Annotated in this window: 12 protein-coding genes and 1 pseudogene; 9 read left to right on the forward strand and 4 right to left on the reverse strand. The window is 73.2% G+C overall.

The genetic code is table 11. The annotated features are described in order from the left end of the window. Positions 1-2: 2 nt before the first annotated feature. Positions 3-1,085, reverse strand: a complete 1,083-nt coding sequence (locus ABT403_RS29885; protein ID WP_344156317.1) for a mechanosensitive ion channel family protein — start codon at positions 1,083-1,085, stop codon at positions 3-5. 248 nt (positions 1,086-1,333) lie between these two features. Here ABT403_RS29885 and ABT403_RS29890 point away from each other — a divergent pair, with 248 nt between their 5' ends. Continuing rightward, positions 1,334-1,882 carry an HNH endonuclease gene (locus tag ABT403_RS29890; RefSeq protein WP_344156314.1) on the forward strand — a complete coding sequence of 183 codons (549 nt, stop codon included), beginning with the start codon at positions 1,334-1,336 and terminating at the stop codon, positions 1,880-1,882. 45 nt (positions 1,883-1,927) lie between these two features. Here the strand turns inward: ABT403_RS29890 and ABT403_RS29895 are convergent, their stop codons facing one another. Continuing rightward, positions 1,928-4,930: a beta-N-acetylglucosaminidase domain-containing protein gene (locus ABT403_RS29895; protein WP_344156311.1), complete on the reverse strand. Its 3,003-nt coding sequence runs from the start codon at positions 4,928-4,930 to the stop codon at positions 1,928-1,930. A 228-nt stretch (positions 4,931-5,158) separates the two neighbouring features. On the opposite strand from ABT403_RS29895, the gene ABT403_RS29900 reads away from it, so the two are divergent. The 3 genes from ABT403_RS29900 to ABT403_RS29910 are packed head-to-tail and all read left to right on the forward strand — an operon-like array spanning position 5,159 to position 7,664. Continuing rightward, on the forward strand, positions 5,159-5,389 hold the full coding sequence (locus ABT403_RS29900) for a hypothetical protein (protein ID WP_344156308.1): 231 nt from the start codon (positions 5,159-5,161) through the stop codon (positions 5,387-5,389). Positions 5,390-5,406: 17 nt separating this feature from the next. Further along, positions 5,407-7,404: a 4-alpha-glucanotransferase gene (locus ABT403_RS29905; protein ID WP_344156305.1), complete on the forward strand. Its 1,998-nt coding sequence runs from the start codon at positions 5,407-5,409 to the stop codon at positions 7,402-7,404. A gap of 20 nt (positions 7,405-7,424) precedes the next feature. Continuing rightward, on the forward strand, positions 7,425-7,664 hold the full coding sequence (locus ABT403_RS29910) for a hypothetical protein (protein WP_344156300.1): 240 nt from the start codon (positions 7,425-7,427) through the stop codon (positions 7,662-7,664). 162 nt (positions 7,665-7,826) lie between these two features. Here ABT403_RS29910 and ABT403_RS29915 read toward each other — a convergent pair whose 3' ends face one another. Then, complete coding sequence (locus ABT403_RS29915; protein WP_344156297.1) at positions 7,827-8,336, reverse strand: MarR family winged helix-turn-helix transcriptional regulator; 510 nt, start codon at positions 8,334-8,336, stop codon at positions 7,827-7,829. Positions 8,337-8,514: 178 nt separating this feature from the next. Here ABT403_RS29915 and ABT403_RS29920 point away from each other — a divergent pair, with 178 nt between their 5' ends. From ABT403_RS29920 to ABT403_RS29930, 3 genes are all read left to right on the forward strand, one after another. Next, positions 8,515-9,435, forward strand: a complete 921-nt coding sequence (locus ABT403_RS29920) for an EamA family transporter (RefSeq protein ID WP_344156294.1) — start codon at positions 8,515-8,517, stop codon at positions 9,433-9,435. Between the two features lie 168 nt (positions 9,436-9,603). Continuing rightward, positions 9,604-10,548 carry a DMT family transporter gene (locus ABT403_RS29925; RefSeq protein WP_344156291.1) on the forward strand — a complete coding sequence of 315 codons (945 nt, stop codon included), beginning with the start codon at positions 9,604-9,606 and terminating at the stop codon, positions 10,546-10,548. 9 nt (positions 10,549-10,557) lie between these two features. Beyond that, entirely contained in the window at positions 10,558-11,457 is a 900-nt protein-coding gene (locus ABT403_RS29930; RefSeq protein WP_344156288.1) for a LysR family transcriptional regulator, read from the forward strand. A gap of 604 nt (positions 11,458-12,061) precedes the next feature. Here the strand turns inward: ABT403_RS29930 and cyaB are convergent. After that, positions 12,062-12,610: pseudogene (gene cyaB / locus ABT403_RS29935) on the reverse strand (class IV adenylate cyclase); the annotation flags it as partial. A gap of 165 nt (positions 12,611-12,775) precedes the next feature. Here cyaB and ABT403_RS29940 point away from each other — a divergent pair. Further along, on the forward strand, positions 12,776-13,990 hold the full coding sequence (locus ABT403_RS29940; RefSeq protein ID WP_344156285.1) for a helix-turn-helix domain-containing protein: 1,215 nt from the start codon (positions 12,776-12,778) through the stop codon (positions 13,988-13,990). 85 nt (positions 13,991-14,075) lie between these two features. Further along, positions 14,076-14,333, forward strand: a complete 258-nt coding sequence (locus ABT403_RS29945; protein WP_344156282.1) for a hypothetical protein — start codon at positions 14,076-14,078, stop codon at positions 14,331-14,333. Positions 14,334-14,567 lie beyond the last annotated feature (234 nt).

The following is a 14,567-nucleotide window of genomic DNA, read 5'->3' on the forward strand; positions in this document are numbered from 1 at the left end:
GGTCACTTGGTGACCGGGGGCGTGGTGGCCGGCGGCGGAATCGGGGCCGTGGCCAGCGACTGCGGAGAGGCGGGATTGGCCAGCACCGACGGCGCGGCGACCGAGGCCGACGGGTCGGCGGGGGCCTCGTCCTCACCGGCGGCCTGGAGGCCGCCGATGATCCGGATGCCGGCGGCGTCGAAGGCCTCCTTGATCCGCCAGCGCAGCTCGCGCTCCACGGCGAACTGCTGGCCCGGCATCGTCTTCGCCGACACCTTCACCGTCATCGAGGCCAGCAGCACCTCGTCCAGGCCCAGCACCTCCACCGGGCCCCACAGGCGCTCGTCCCACGGGGACTCCTTGGCGAAGGCGTCGGCCACCTCCTGGAGGGTCTCGCGGAGCCGGGCGAGGTTCTCCGTCGGCTTGACCTGCACGGCCACGCCCGCGGTCGCCCAGCCCTGGCTGAGGTTCCCGATGCGCTTGATCTCGCCGTTGCGGACGTACCAGATCTCACCGTTGTCGCCGCGCAGCTTCGTCACGCGCAGACCGACCTCGATCACCTCGCCGGAGGCCACCCCCGCGTCGATCTTGTCGCCGACCCCGTACTGGTCCTCCATGATCATGAACACGCCGGACAGGAAGTCCGTCACCAGGTTGCGGGCACCGAAACCGATCGCCACACCGGCCACACCGGCACTCGCCAGCAGCGGGGCCAGATCGATCTTCAGCGCGGCCAGCACCATCAGCGCGGCCGTGCCGAGGATCAGGAACGAGGCCACCGAGCGCAGCACCGAACCGATCGCCTCGGAACGCTGGCGCCGCCGCTCGGCATTGACCAGCAGCCCACCGAGCGCGGTGCCCTCGACGGCCTCCGCGCTGGTGTTCATCCGGCTTATCAGCTTGGTCAGCGCCTTGCGGACGACCGAGCGCAGCGCGGCCGCGATCACGATGATCAGCAGGATCCGCAGGCCGATGCTCAGCCAGGTGGCCCAGTTCTCCTCGATGAAGCTCGCGGCGTTGGTCACGCTCTCGGCCGCGTCGTCGGTGGTGGTCGCTGCCAACGGGAACGGAGTGGCGGGCGAGGGCACGGGGGAACCTCCAGGCATGGCGTCCTGCCCGCGGAAACGGAACGGGGTGTACGGGCAGGCCTTCCACACTAACCGGGCACGGCGCCGACCTCGTTGCCGTGTTCGAGGGAGAGACCGCCCTCACCTGGGGATGAAGGGAGTGTGGTTGAAAACACCTCGGGCCCGTTACCGGCGCGTGGTGGCGTTTCGACCAGCCGTAAGGGGAGACTGGAAAACAGATCGTCCCGGCGCGAGCCACGCGCCGCCGGCGTACAAGGAGGCAGTCCGTGCCGCACGTCCTGGTCCTCAACGCGTCGTACGAGCCCCTCGGCGTCGTACCGCTCCGCCGCGCGCTCGTCCTCGTCCTGGAGAACAAGGCCATCTCCCTCGAGGAATCCGGCGCCTTCCTGCACAGCGCGACACAGGCCGTCCCCGCGCCCAGCGTGGTCCGGCTCAAGCGCTTCGTGCGGGTCCCCTACCGGGGGCCCGTTCCACTCACCCGCCGCGCGCTGTTCGCCCGCGACGGCGGCCGCTGCATGTACTGCGGGGCCGTCGCGACGAGCGTGGACCACGTCATCCCGCGCAGCCGGGGAGGGCAGCACGTCTGGGACAACGTGGTCGCCGCCTGCCGGCGCTGCAACCACGTCAAGGCCGACCGCCACCTGCTGGAACTCGGCTGGCGGCTGAGGCACCAGCCGGCACCCCCGTCGGGGCTGGCGTGGCGGATCATCGGGACGGGGCACCGCGATCCGCGGTGGATGCCCTACCTCCAGCCGTACGGGGCGCAGGACGCCCTGGAACGCATCGGGATCGGGGTCACGGCCGCCGCCTCCTGACGGGCCGCCGCCGCGCGGGGCGCGGCGGCGACCGCCCCGGCAGGGCTACGGCGCCACCGCGAAGGCCGTCGCCGACCAGAGGCTGCAGCCGTACGGGGTCGCGCGGCGGTCGCAGGTGACGCGGAGGTAGCGGGTCTCCACGGCCGGGTCCAGACGGATCGTGTCCGTGCCGCCCCGGGAGGAGACCGAGGCGGCCGGCCGCCAGGTGAACCCGTCCGGCGAGGTCTCCACCCGGTACGCCGACGCGTACGCCTCCTGCCAGTGCAGGCTCAGCACCCCCACCCGCGCCGGGGCCGCCAGCTCCGCCTGCCACCACGCCCCGTCCACCGGCTTCGAGGACCACCGGGTCAGCTCCGAGCCGTCCACCGCCGCCGACGCGGGGAAGCGCGCCGACTCGTCCCCCGAGGACGTCACCCGGGCCGTGCGCAGCAGGTCGGGGCCGCCCGTGCGCGGCACCGCCCGCACCGTCAGGGTGCGCACCTGGCCGTCGAAGACCAGGGGGACCGCGTACGTGCCCGCCGGGGTGGACGCGGGGACGCGGACCTCCACCGGGAGGGAGAGCCGGCCCCCGCGCGGGAGCGTGACCGGGCCCGGCAGGCGGACCTCGATGCCCGCCGGCGCGGGCCCCGACAGCGTCAGCGCGCCCTTGACCTCCCCCGGCCGCACCGCCGACAGCTGCGCCGACACCGTCCGCGCCGCCCCGCCGGCCTCCACGTCCACCCGGCCCTCGTCGGACAGTTCGAACCCGGCCTGCGGGTCGTCCGCGAACCACGGCACCACCTGGTGGACCACCGGGTCCTCACCCGCCCACGTCAGCCGTACCGCGTCCGCCCGTACACCGCCCGCGTCCGCCTGGGTCCACCCGGAACCCGCCGCCTCGCCGATGCGCCGCCAGCCCTCACCCGGGACCCGCACCTCCACCGAAGCGCCCCGCGACCCCGGCCCCAGCGGGTCCGTCATCACCGTGACCGCCGCGAGCGGACGCGGCTCCTCCAGCCGCACGGTCCACGAGCCCGGCTCCCGCCGCACCGTCCCGGCGGGCCGGTCCGCACCCGTCCAGGCGTCCGACTCGGCCGCCGCCTTCGCCAGGAACGGGTCCAGCACCGAGGCGTCCACCCGGACCCCCTCCTGCTCCGCCAGCGCGCTCCGCGCCGCCGCCAGGTCCCGCGAGGCCTGCCAGGCGGCGGCCCCGTCGCCCCGGGCCTCGGCCCGCAGCAGGTCCACCGCCAGCTCGCCCGCCGCCCCGTACCGCGAGAGCCGCTCCAGCCACGGCCCCGCCTCGCCCGCGAGGGAGGGCAGCCGCGCCGGGGCCTCCCGCAGCACGGTGAACGCCGCGCGCAGCTTCTCCCCGGCGTTCTTGTCCCCGGCCGCACGGGCCCGCCAGAACTCCTCCACCAGCGGCTTCAGGTACGCCGACTCCTCCATCTTCAGCCCCGAGGAGGCCGTGTTCCCCGCCAGTGCGGCCAGCGCCGCCCGGGTCCGCTGGTCGGGGCCCGACAGATCGCGCACCGCCGCCGCCCAGGACTCCCCGGGGCGGTACCCGCTCGGGTTCCAGGCGTAGTCGGCCGCCGTGAACAGCGGGATCCGCGACAAGGTGCCCTGCGCCATCGCGTTGGCGAGCACCGCCGCCGACCCGCTCGCCACCGCCGGCTCCCGCCCGGCGTACGGGCCGAGGAAGATGCGGTCCGGGTCCCAGTCGTTGACCGGGTAGTTGTCCATCGTCACCAGCGGATGCCCGAGCGCGGAGCGCGCCCCGGCCAGCTCCTTGCCGGTGATGGTGCGCGGCACCACGCCCACGCCCGTCCAGGCCACCTCCACCCGCGCGTCCAGCGCCCCGGCCAGGGCCGTCCGGTAGGCGGTGGCGCCCTCCTGGAAGTACTCCGTCGGCAGCAGCGACAGCGGCGCCGCCCCCGGATGGTGCCGGGCCAGGTGCGCCGCCAGCTCGCCCGCGACCTCCGCGTGGGCCTTCGCCGCCGCCACCGGCCCCGTCCCGTACCGCACCCGGTCGGCCCGGCAGCCCCATTCGGCGTAACTGACGTCCTGGAACTGGAGCTGGAACGCCCGGAAGCCCAGGTCCCACATCGCGTCGACCTTGCGCAGCAGCGCCGCCCGGTCGTCCGCCGACGCCAGGCACATGGACTGGCCCGGGGAGACCGCCCAGCCCAGCGTCACGTGATCGGCCCGCGCCCGCTCGGCCAGCTCCCGGAACTCCTCGCGGGCCGCCGCCGGGTACTCCTCGCGCCAGGCCGTCGTTCGGTACGGGTCGTCACCGGGCGCCAGCAGCAGCCGGTTCTGCTTGGTGCGGGCCAGGAAGTCCAGCTGCGCGAGCCGCTGCTCCCGGCTCCAGGGCTGTCCGTAGAACCCCTCGGTGACCCCGCGCACCGGGGCGATGGGCCAGTCCCGCACCAGCATCCCGGGCACCTTCCCGCCCCCGGCCGCCAGCAGCTGACGCAGCGTCTGCGCGGCGTGGAACAGCCCGTCCCCGCCCACTCCGGCCAGCGCGACGGTGTCCCGCCCGCCGGTCCTCCCCACCGCCAGCCGGTACCCGCCCCCGGGCAGGTCCCCGGCCGGGGCCGCGCCGAGCGCCAGCAGCGCCGCCTCCGCGTCCGCCCCCTGGAGCCGTACGACGAGGGCCCCTTCGGGCAGCACCGCCCCCGGCGGCCGGTCGTGCAGGGTCCGCACGCCGGCCGCGCGCAGGGCGGCGCGTACGACGTCCACGGCGTACGGGTCCACGTCGTACGGCGCCACCAGGACGGCCTCCGCCGCGACCGGCACCTCGCGGGCCGGATCGGCCGACGCCGACTGCGGCCGAGGCCACACGGCGGGACCCTCGGAGGGGGCTCGCGGAACGTCCGAGGCCGGGTCGAGGAGGGGTCCCGGGCCGCCGGAGGCCACGGCGGCCGACCCGCCGTCGGGACGCGGCACGGCCGGGGACTTGGGGGTGGCGGCCAGCATGCCCTCGGGGACCGAGGCCACCGCCCCGCCCAGCAGCGAGCCTATGACCGCGACCGCCGCCGCGGTGCTCCGCTTCCTGCCCCTGAGCTGCACGGAGCCTCCCCGTCCCGAGTCGTCCCCCGCCCGTACGAATGAGCCCGAGCCCACCACCCGTGCGGCTGAAGTGTCAATGCGCGCGGGGCGATCTGACCAAGATCGGCCAGGAATGCGATGCCCCGGACTGGGTATGGCTGCGGTGTCCGGCACAGGTGTTGCATGGGCGGATCCGCCGGACCAGCCGGGTCCGGAGCACCGGTCCCCAGCACGTACGAGGGAGCCCCCATGGAAGCCCGCACCGCGCCGCCCGCCACCCGCACCCGTGCCCCGCTCGCCCACCTCCCCGCCCGGTCGGGCCCGGCGGACGTGCCCCCGGCGGGCGCCTCCCCGTTGTCCGGGTGCGCGCAAGCGCCGCTGACCAGCGAGACCCCGCTGCCCGGTGCCGCGTACGCCCCGCTGACCAGCGAGACCCCGCTCGTACAGGAGGCCCCGCTCACCAGCGAGGCGGTTTCATAACCCTCCCAGCCCCAAGGATGCAGATGGACGACCTCGCCCGGCTCGCGGCCCACCACGGCGTCGCCACCTCCTACCAGCCCGCCGAGGACGTCACCGTCCAGGTGCCCCCGGCCACGGTCCGCACCGTGCTCGGCCTGATCGGCGTCCCCGTCGGCACCCCCGAGGACGTACGGGAGAAGGCCGATTCCGCCGAACGGGAGGCGGCCGGGCGGCTGCTCCCGCCGACCCTGGTCCAGTGGCGCGGTGAGCCCGCCCCCGCAGCCCTGGCCGCGCTGCCGGCCGGGACCCGGCTGCGGGTCACCCTGGAGGACGGGGCCGGGGAGGCCGCGTGGGACCCGCGCCTGCCCCTCGGGGTGCACCGGGTGACCGCCGAGACCCCCGACGGCCGCACCGCCGGCGCCACCCTGATCGTGGCCCCGGACCGGGCCCCCGCCGCGCCGGAACGGTCCCACGGCCTGCTCGTCCAGCTGTACTCCCTGCTCTCGGAGCGCTCCTGGGGCATGGGCGACCTCGCCGACCTCGCGGAACTGGCCCGCTGGGCCGCCCGCACCCACGGCGCCGGGTTCATCCAGGTCAACCCCCTGCACGCGGCCGTCCCCGGCACCCCGACCGACCCCTCCCCCTACCGGCCCGCCTCCCGTCGCTTCCCCGACCCGGTCCACCTGCGCGTCGAGGACCTCCCCGAATGGGAGGCCTGCCCGGACCGCGAGGCCCTCGCCCAACTGGCCGCGCGGGGCGGGGAGCTGCGCCGCGAGGTGCTGGAGAAGGGCGCCCTGATCGACCGGGACGCCGTCTGGGCCCTCAAGCGGGCCGCCCTGGAACTGCTCCACGCCGTCCCGCGCACCCCCGCCCGCGAGGCCGCCTACCGGGCGTTCCGCGCCGCCCAGGGCCAGGGGCTCGACCTGCACGCCGCCTGGTGCGCGGCCGCCGCCGGGGAGCCCGCGGAGCGGGCCGAGTTCCACGCCTGGCTGGTCTGGCTGACGGACACCCAGCTGACCGCCGCCCAGCGGGCCGCCCGGGAGGCGGGGATGGAGGTGGGCATCGTCCACGACCTGGCCGTCGGCGTGCACCCCGAGGGCTCCGACGCCCGGTCCGGCCCCTTCCACGCCCGGCACGTCTCCGTCGGCGCCCCGCCGGACGCCTTCAACGCGCGCGGCCAGGACTGGGGGCTGCCGCCCTGGCGTCCCGACGTCCTGGAGGCCCACGCGTACGCCCCCTTCCGGGCCCTGCTGCGCGGGGTGTTCCGGTACGCGGGCGCGGTGCGGGTGGACCACGTCATGGGCCTGTTCCGGCTCTGGTGGATCCCGGAGGGCACCCCGCCCGCCGAGGGCACGTACGTCTCCTACGACGGCGAGGCCATGCTCGCGGTCCTGGTGCTGGAGGCCCACCGGGCGGGCGCCGTGGTGGTCGGCGAGGACCTGGGGACGGTCGAGCCCCGGGTACGGGAGGCGCTGGCCCGGCGCGGGATCCTCGGCACCTCGGTGCTCTGGTTCGAGCGGGACTGGTCCGGGGACGGGCTGCCGCTGGCCCCCCGGGCCTGGCGGGCCGACTGCCTGGCCACCGCCACCACCCACGACCTGCCGCCCACCGCCGCCAAACTGGCCGGCGCCCACGTCGAACTCCGCGACCGGCTGGGCCTGCTGACCCGCCCCGTGGAGGAGGAGCGGGCCGAGGACGCCGCCGACACCGCGCAGTGGCTGAGCGTGCTGGACGGCCTCGGGCTGGAGGCCAAGGACGAGGAGGGCGCCGTACGGGCCCTGTACGCCTTCCTGCTGCGCACCCCGGCCCGGTTGGTCGGCGTATGGCTGCCGGACGCGGTGGGGGACCGGCGGCCGCAGAACCTGCCCGGCACCTGGGACCAGTACCCCAACTGGCGGCTGCCGGTGGCCGACGCGGCGGGCCGGCCGCTGACCCTGGAGGCGCTGACGGCCTCCCCTCGGGCGAACGCCCTGCTGAGCGCGGTGCGGGAGGGCGCACGGACCCGTACGGCACCCCCGGGCGCGCGCCCGCTTTAGGTGTTCGCTACGTTTGCACCGTGGACAAGAAGAACGCTCTGCGCGCCGGCGCCGTCTCGGCCGGAACCGCGCTGATGATGCTGCTGATGACGTCTCCCGCCCTGGCGCTCACCCGCGACGACGGCGACGACCCGGGCAAGGGGCTGAGCATCGGCGAGACGCTCGGCCTGTACGTGGCCGCGCCGATCGTGATCTTCCTGATCATCGCGGGTCTCGTGATGGTCGGCGACAAGTCGCGCAAGCAGCCGAACCAGGGCTGACCCGCCCCCGGGCGGTCCTACGACTCCAGCACTTCCGGGCGCCGGAGGTCCGCGGAGCCGGCATGAGCCGGCCCCGTGCCGACCTCCGGCGTCTTGGCGTACCCGGACGCGGGCGGCCGGGACGCGCGGCGCCCGGACGCGGGGTACTGCGGCCCGCCGGTCTCAGGGCATGCCGGCGAGGAGCTTGCGCAGCAGCCCGCCGAGCGCCTCGACCTCCTCGGGGCTGAACTCCGCGAGGCCGGCCCGGTTCACCTCGATACCGTCGTTGACCGCCTCGTCCACCAGGGCGAGCCCCCGCTCCGTGAGGGTCACCTGGAGCCCGCGCCGGTCGTGCGGATCGGGGCTGCGGGTGAGCAGCCCGGCCTTCTCCAGTTTGTCCAGGCGCCCGGTCATACCGCCCGTCGTGAGCATCAGCGTGGCCGACAGCTCGCGCGGCGAGAGCGTGTAGGGGCTTCCGGATCGCCGCAGCGTGGCGATGACGTCGAACTCCCCGCGGGAGACCCCGTGGCGGTTGTACGCCCGTTCCACCGCGTCCCCCATGGCCTTGGAGATCCGGTAGATCCTGCCGAAGACGGCCATCGGCGTGGTGTCGAGATCGGGGCGCACCGCGAACCACTGGTCGGTGATCGCGTCGACGGCGTCCGGGGCGGTGTCGTTCTTCAGTGCGGTCATGCCCACCAGTATCCGGGTTCCGTTTACTCAGCCACAAGAAAGTAGCTTGCTAAAAAGTAGCTTACTGCTAAGCTACTTATCAGCGACCTACCCGGGGAGGCCGGGACGGGCCCCCGGGTAGGTCGCGGCCAAGATCTCCGCCCGCCGTACCCATCACCTGCCCGAGGAGTGAGTGACCGTGAACCGAGTCACCACCATCGTCCTGACCGCACTCGCCCCCGTCTCCTGGGGCTCGACCTACTTCGTCGCCAGTGAGCTGCTGCCGCCGGACCGGCCGCTCTTCACCGGCGCGATGCGGGCCCTGCCCGCCGGTCTCCTGCTGGTCGCCCTCTCCCGGGCCCTCCCCAAGGGCGCCTGGTGGTGGAAGTCGGCGGTCCTCGGCACCCTCAACATCGGCGCCTTCTTCCCGCTCCTCTTCCTCGCCGCCTACCGCCTCCCCGGCGGCGTCGCCGCGGTCCTCGGCTCCGCCGGCCCGCTGTTCGTCGTCGGACTGGCCGCCCTGCTCCTGGGGGAGAAGGCCAAGCTGCGCAACGTCCTCGCCGCGATAGTCGCCGCGCTCGGCGTGAGCATGGTAGTCCTGACCTCCCAGGCCCAGCTCGACCTCGTCGGCGTCATCGCCGGCATCGTCTCCTCGGCCTCCATGGGCGCCGGCACCGTGATGACCAAGCGCTGGGGACGCCCCGAGGGCGTCGGCCCGCTGGCCGTGACCGGCTGGCAGCTCACCGCGGGCGGACTCGTCATCATCCCGATCGCCGCCCTGATCGAAGGCGCCCCGCCGGCCCTCGACGGCAAGGCCTTCCTCGGCTACGGCTACATGATGCTGATCAACACCGGCGCCGCGTACTTCCTCTGGTTCCGCGGCATCGGCAAGCTCTCCGCCACCTCGGTCACCCTGCTCGGCCCGCTCTCCCCGCTCACCGCCGCCGTCATCGGCTGGGCCGCCCTCGGCCAGGCCCTGAGCCCCGTCCAGGTCCTGGGCATGGTGATCGCCTTCGGCGCCACCGTCTTCGGACAGCTCCCGGGCCGGGCACCGAAGCCGAAGGCCACCGAGCCGCAGAAGGCCCCGCGCACCGAGACGCCGAAGGTCAAGGTCGCCTGAACCCCCAGCCACCTCTCTCCCCCGGGTCCCCGGGAGGTCGCCCCCGACCTCCCGGGGACATTTCATTTTCCCTGAATCAATCCATCGAAATCTTTCGATAGACCTGGACGGTCAAGGAGTGCGACGGTGATCCCACCACACCCGCACCACCGAAAGGGGAGACCAGCAGTGGCCGTCACGGACCGCGCCCGGACCACATCTCGAGAGGACCGGCAGCAGACCACGAGCAGCACGGGCAGGAAGGGGGCCGTCGGACTCGGCGTACTCCTCGCCCTGCTGGCCACGGTCGTCTGGTCCGGCAGCTTCGTCGCCACCCGCGGCATGTCCGGGACCGTCCCCCCGGTCCAGGCCGTCTTCTGGCGCTGGATCATCGCCGCCGTCGCGGTCACCCCCTTCGCCGCCCGCCAGGCCTGGCGGCAGCGGGCCCTGATCCGCGAGCACATCGGCTACACCAGCCTCGCCACCCTCTTCGGCGTCACCCTCTACAACACCATCGTCCACCAGGCCGGACTGACCACTTCCGCCTCCAACATGGGCACGATCATGGCGGCTTCGCCGGTCATCATGGCCCTGTACGCCCGCCTTGGCGGCGAACGGCTCGGCGCGCGCCGCGTCTTCGGCATGCTGCTCGCGGCCCTCGGCGTCCTGCTCCTGGTCGGCAAGGGCTCCCTGCCCCTCGACTTCGGCGCCGGTGACCTGTGGATGTTCGCCGCGGCCTTCTCCTTCGCCACCTACAGCGCCCTCCTCAAGCGCAAGCCGGCCGAGATCGGCGGACTCGCCTTCCTGATCACCACCTTCGTCCTCGGCGCCCTGATGCTGGCCCCGGCGTACGCGATATCCCTCCACGTACAGGGCGGCTTCGAGGCGACGCCCGCCACCATCGGCCCCCTCCTCTACGTCGGCGTCTTCTCCTCCGCCGTCGCCTTCTTCTCCTGGAACAAGGCCGTCTCCCTGATCGGCGCGGCCCGCGCGGGCGTCGTCTACTACCTCCAGCCGGTCTGCGTCGCCGGCCTCGGCCTCCTGCTCCTGGGGGAGCGGACCGGCCCCGCCCAACTCCTGTGCATGGCACTGATCCTGGGCGGCGTGGCCCTGGCCAGCGCGACCCGCCGGTAGTTTCAGCCCGTGACGGACTGGGACATCAAGAAACTCCGCATCCTCCGGACCCTGGCCGACCGGGGCACGGTCACCGCGACGGCCGAGGCGCTGCACATGACGCCCTCGGCCGTCTCGCAGCAGCTGACCAACCTCGCCCGTCAGCTGGGAGTCCTCCTGCTGGAGCCGCAGGGCCGGGGTGTGCGCCTCACCGACGCGGCCCACCTGGTCCTGCGCCACACCGACGCCGTCTTCGCCCAGCTCGAACGCGCCGACGCCGAACTGGCCGGCTACCTCGCGGGGGACGTGGGCGAGGTCCGCGTGGGTGCCTTCTCCACCGCCATCCCCTCCCTGGTCGTCCCGGCCGTGGCCGCCCTGGAACGGCAGCACCCGGGGGTGGAGGTGAGGATCCGCGAGACGGACGCGGCGCAGTCGTACGACCTCCTCTCCACCGGCGCCGTCGACCTGGCCCTGTCCCTCGCCGCCCACAGCGCGGGCGACGACAGCCGCTTCACCCGGATCCCGCTCCTCGTGGACCCCCTGGACGTGGCCCTCCCGCCGGAGCACCCCCTCGCGCAGGCCCCCGTCGTCCGTCTGGCCGATCTCTCCTCGGACCGGTGGATCTACGGCGGCAGCGGCCCCTGGTCGGAGATCACCCGCTCGGCGTGCGAGGCGGCGGGCTTCCTCCCCGAACAGGCCCACACGGCCTCCGGCTGGACGGCGATCCTGGCCATGGTGGAGGCCGGCCTGGGCGTCGCCCTGGTCCCCCGCATGGTCTCGGCCCGCGCGGCGCGCGTAACCCTCCGTGTCCTCACCCACGACCGCCCCACCCGCCACGTCGTGGCGGCCCTCCGCCGCGGCGCGGAGTCCACCCCGGCGGTGGCCCACGTCCTGGCCGCCCTCCGGACGACGGCGGCTGCCCGGGGGTAGCCGACGGCGGCGGGACAGCGGGCCGGGGGCGGGGGAGGGGCGGGGTCCCGGTGGGGCGGTCTCAGAGACGGCTTGGGGGTTTCCCGTCAGTCTCATCGTCCTTCCGCGTCGGGCCGCCCTGTCAAGGGCGCTCCTTCGTCGCGTCGCTTCGCGATGGCCTTCGGCCACCCTTGACAGACCGCCCCGCCACGAAAAGCCGAAGACTGCCGGGAACCCCCCAAAGGAACGGGACGGACCGGAGAGGGACATGCGGCGGGATCAGCGACCCTTCGGGGTCGTCGGGACACGGCAGACCAGACATCCGGCCCCCATCACCATCAATCGGCGCCACCCCACGCACCAGATCGCTACGCGCTCCTCCCGTCTCAGCGTCCGGCGGCCGTCTGGGGCTGCTACCCGCACGAACGGCCGATGAGATGGGCATCCGGGGCCGGTGGACGCGTCAGATCGCTACGCGCTCCTGTCATCTCGGCGTCCGACGGCACTCCGGGGCTGATATCCGCAAGAAATGACGACCAGGTTGGCGCGCTCGTCGGACGACTGGGCCGTTCCCGGTTCGCCAGTAGCCGCACTTTCGGACTAAGTTGCGAGCGGTTTCGTTCAGGCGGTGGGCCTTAACCGCTGCGGTATACAGCTCGGTCGTGAGGTCGTCCGGGCCGATGCCCAGTTCGGCGAGGACGGTCCTGATGTCGTCGAGGGCTGCGGGTACGTGCTTCTCCTCCACCTGGGTCTCCAGCTCAAGGAAGGTGCCGTCCAGTTCGGGAACGCGGACCAGGGTGGCGAGCATCTGCCGGCCTCGGGCCTGGAAGGAGTAGTTCCTGCACCTTTTCTCGAATGCGATGGCCGGCACGTAGCCGAGACCACGCAGGGTCGCGTGGACCGCTTCGGCGTTTTCGACCCGGGTCTCATGTTCGGGCTTGGACCCGGATTCCTCATCAACGCGGGCGCCCTTGTACGTGAGGAGGGTGCGGGTCTCCTCCGGACCGTGCACGGTCCGGACCCGCAGCTCTTCGTCCCGTGCCTCCAGCGTTCCGTCCACGGTGTCGTAGTAGGTGTCCTGATATACCTCGACCCGGCCCTCGGCCCGTTCGTCCAGCCGCCGCAACGCTTCTTGCGGTGCGTGGACGCATGCTTTCAGCTCCGCCTCGATCACTGCTCGTCCCCTCTCAAACCGCGGGGTCCGCATCATCTTGTAGGTAGCAGACTCGTGCCCTTCCCAGCCCGCATCGAAGGCCCCGACGAACATGGTGGAGTCAGCACCTCCTCGGGTGTTTCCGCCACCGTGTCATCCGACCAGCCCACGGCGTAGCTTTGCGGCATGGCCTCTGAGCACCTGGGTGACCGGCTGAGCCGTCTCCGTCGCTTCGCCGACCTGACCCAAGAAGGTCTGGCGGAACGCGCCGGAGTATCAGCGGATGTCGTCCGCAAGTTGGAACAGAAACGCAAGCACAGCGCACGCCTGCCCACCCTCCATGCCCTGGCCAAGGGCCTGGGCGTCGAGCTGACGAGCCTGCTCGGCGACCCACCAGGCGTCCCGTCGACCGGCGAGGCGGACTCCCCGGCACTCGTCGCCGTCCGACGGGCGATCATGCCGCCGCTGTTCGCTCTTCCCGCCGAACCGGCTGGCGTCGAACGGCTGTCCCTCCCTCTCCTGCGAGCCGAGTTGGCGGACGGCTGGACCCTCTACCACGCGGCGAACTTCGGCCGCCTCATGGAGGTGCTGCCAGGGATCATCGCCGATGCCCGGCTCCTCGCAGCCGTGGGCAACGCCGAGCAGCGGGCGGCCGGTCAGGCGGGCCTCGGCAAGGCACTCCAACTGGGCGGCCACCTGGCCATCCGCCTGGGCAAGACAGACCTCGCCCTTTCGGCTCTGGAGCGCGCCTACGCCGCAGCCGGCGACTCCTCCGACCCCCTGCTGGTACCGATGCTGTCCAACTCCGTGGCCTGGGCCTACCAACGCCAGGCCCGCCTGGACGACGCCCGAAACCTGGCCGTGCACGCCGCCGACACAGTCGAACGGGAACACACCGACACCTCCGAAGGCGTCCGCGTCTGGGGCGGGCTGCTGATGTCCGCAGCAACGTCCTACGCCCGCAGCGACGACTACGCGACCGCCAACGACATGATGGTGACCGCCGAAAAGGCGGCAGGCCGCCTTGCCACCCTGCCTCCCCCGGCCGACGGCAAACTCGTCTCGGTCTTCAGCCGCTCGTCGGTACGCATCGAGCGTGTCCGCCTCGCCGTCCAACACGAGCGCCCGGAAGAAGCGCTGAAGCTGGCCCGAGGCATAAGGCTCAGCAAGGAGACACCCCCCTCGTGGCGCACATGGCTGCTCTTGGACCTGGCCCGCGCCCACACGGACTTGGGAGACGCAGCCGGAGCGGTGAAGGCGCTGGAGAAACTGCGCAAGGTGGCACCTGGGTGGATGCGCTACCACACCTTGGCGGTAGCGATCGTCTCGGACCTCTGGGCAGGCCCGCACCACCCCCCAGGCCTCCGACAGCTGGCCGACTTCCTGGGAGTCGCCAACTAAGCGCACCAAAGTGGGATGTTGCGTCCCTGTAGTCGCCCGCTCGTCGGCTGGGAGCGCTTCTGCGGCTCCTTCGAGAAGCCGCCCCATGAGTGAGCAGTACGAATACGTCCCCCACCGCCTCCTCCGTCGGCGTGTTCGTGACATCGCCTCCGGCGTCGAGGGGGTGTTGATGGCCGTGATCAACGAGGACGTCTCGGACTCGGACACCTACGAGCACTGGATGGAACTGGCCTACATCCGGGGTGCGTCCGGCCGTGAATTCACCACGGCCGTCGCCAACGTCCAGCCCGCCTATGACCAGCCCCAGACGGCCGGGAGACGCCGAGACCTGGGAAGCGCGTAGCGATCTGGGGCGCCGACCACTCCGGATGGGGTCCTGATGGGCATTTCGTGCGGGTAGCGGCCCCAGACGGGCGGCGGACGCCGAGACGGGAGGAGCGCGTAGCGATCTGATGCGTGGGCTGGCACCGGTTGACGGTGATGGGGGCCGGATGTGTGGTCTGCCGGGCCCCGGTCTGCCCGGCTGATCCCTGACACGGCCGTATGTCCAAGGAACGTCCGTCCCGTTCCTTTGGGG

It is taken from the genome of Streptomyces sp. NPDC000075 (genome assembly GCF_040301925.1).
GTDB lineage: Bacteria > Actinomycetota > Actinomycetes > Streptomycetales > Streptomycetaceae > Streptomyces > Streptomyces polychromogenes.

Coding starts and splice junctions, on each gene's coding strand:
- ABT403_RS29900 (WP_344156308.1), top strand. CDS start 5,159: ATGGAAGCCCGCACCGCGCCGCCCGCCACCCGCACCCGTGCCCCGCTC.
- ABT403_RS29885 (WP_344156317.1), bottom strand. CDS start 1,085: ATGCCTGGAGGTTCCCCCGTGCCCTCGCCCGCCACTCCGTTCCCGTTG.
- ABT403_RS29940 (WP_344156285.1), top strand. CDS start 12,776: ATGGCCTCTGAGCACCTGGGTGACCGGCTGAGCCGTCTCCGTCGCTTC.
- ABT403_RS29915 (WP_344156297.1), bottom strand. CDS start 8,336: ATGACCGCACTGAAGAACGACACCGCCCCGGACGCCGTCGACGCGATC.
- ABT403_RS29905 (WP_344156305.1), top strand. CDS start 5,407: ATGCAGATGGACGACCTCGCCCGGCTCGCGGCCCACCACGGCGTCGCC.
- ABT403_RS29945 (WP_344156282.1), top strand. CDS start 14,076: ATGAGTGAGCAGTACGAATACGTCCCCCACCGCCTCCTCCGTCGGCGT.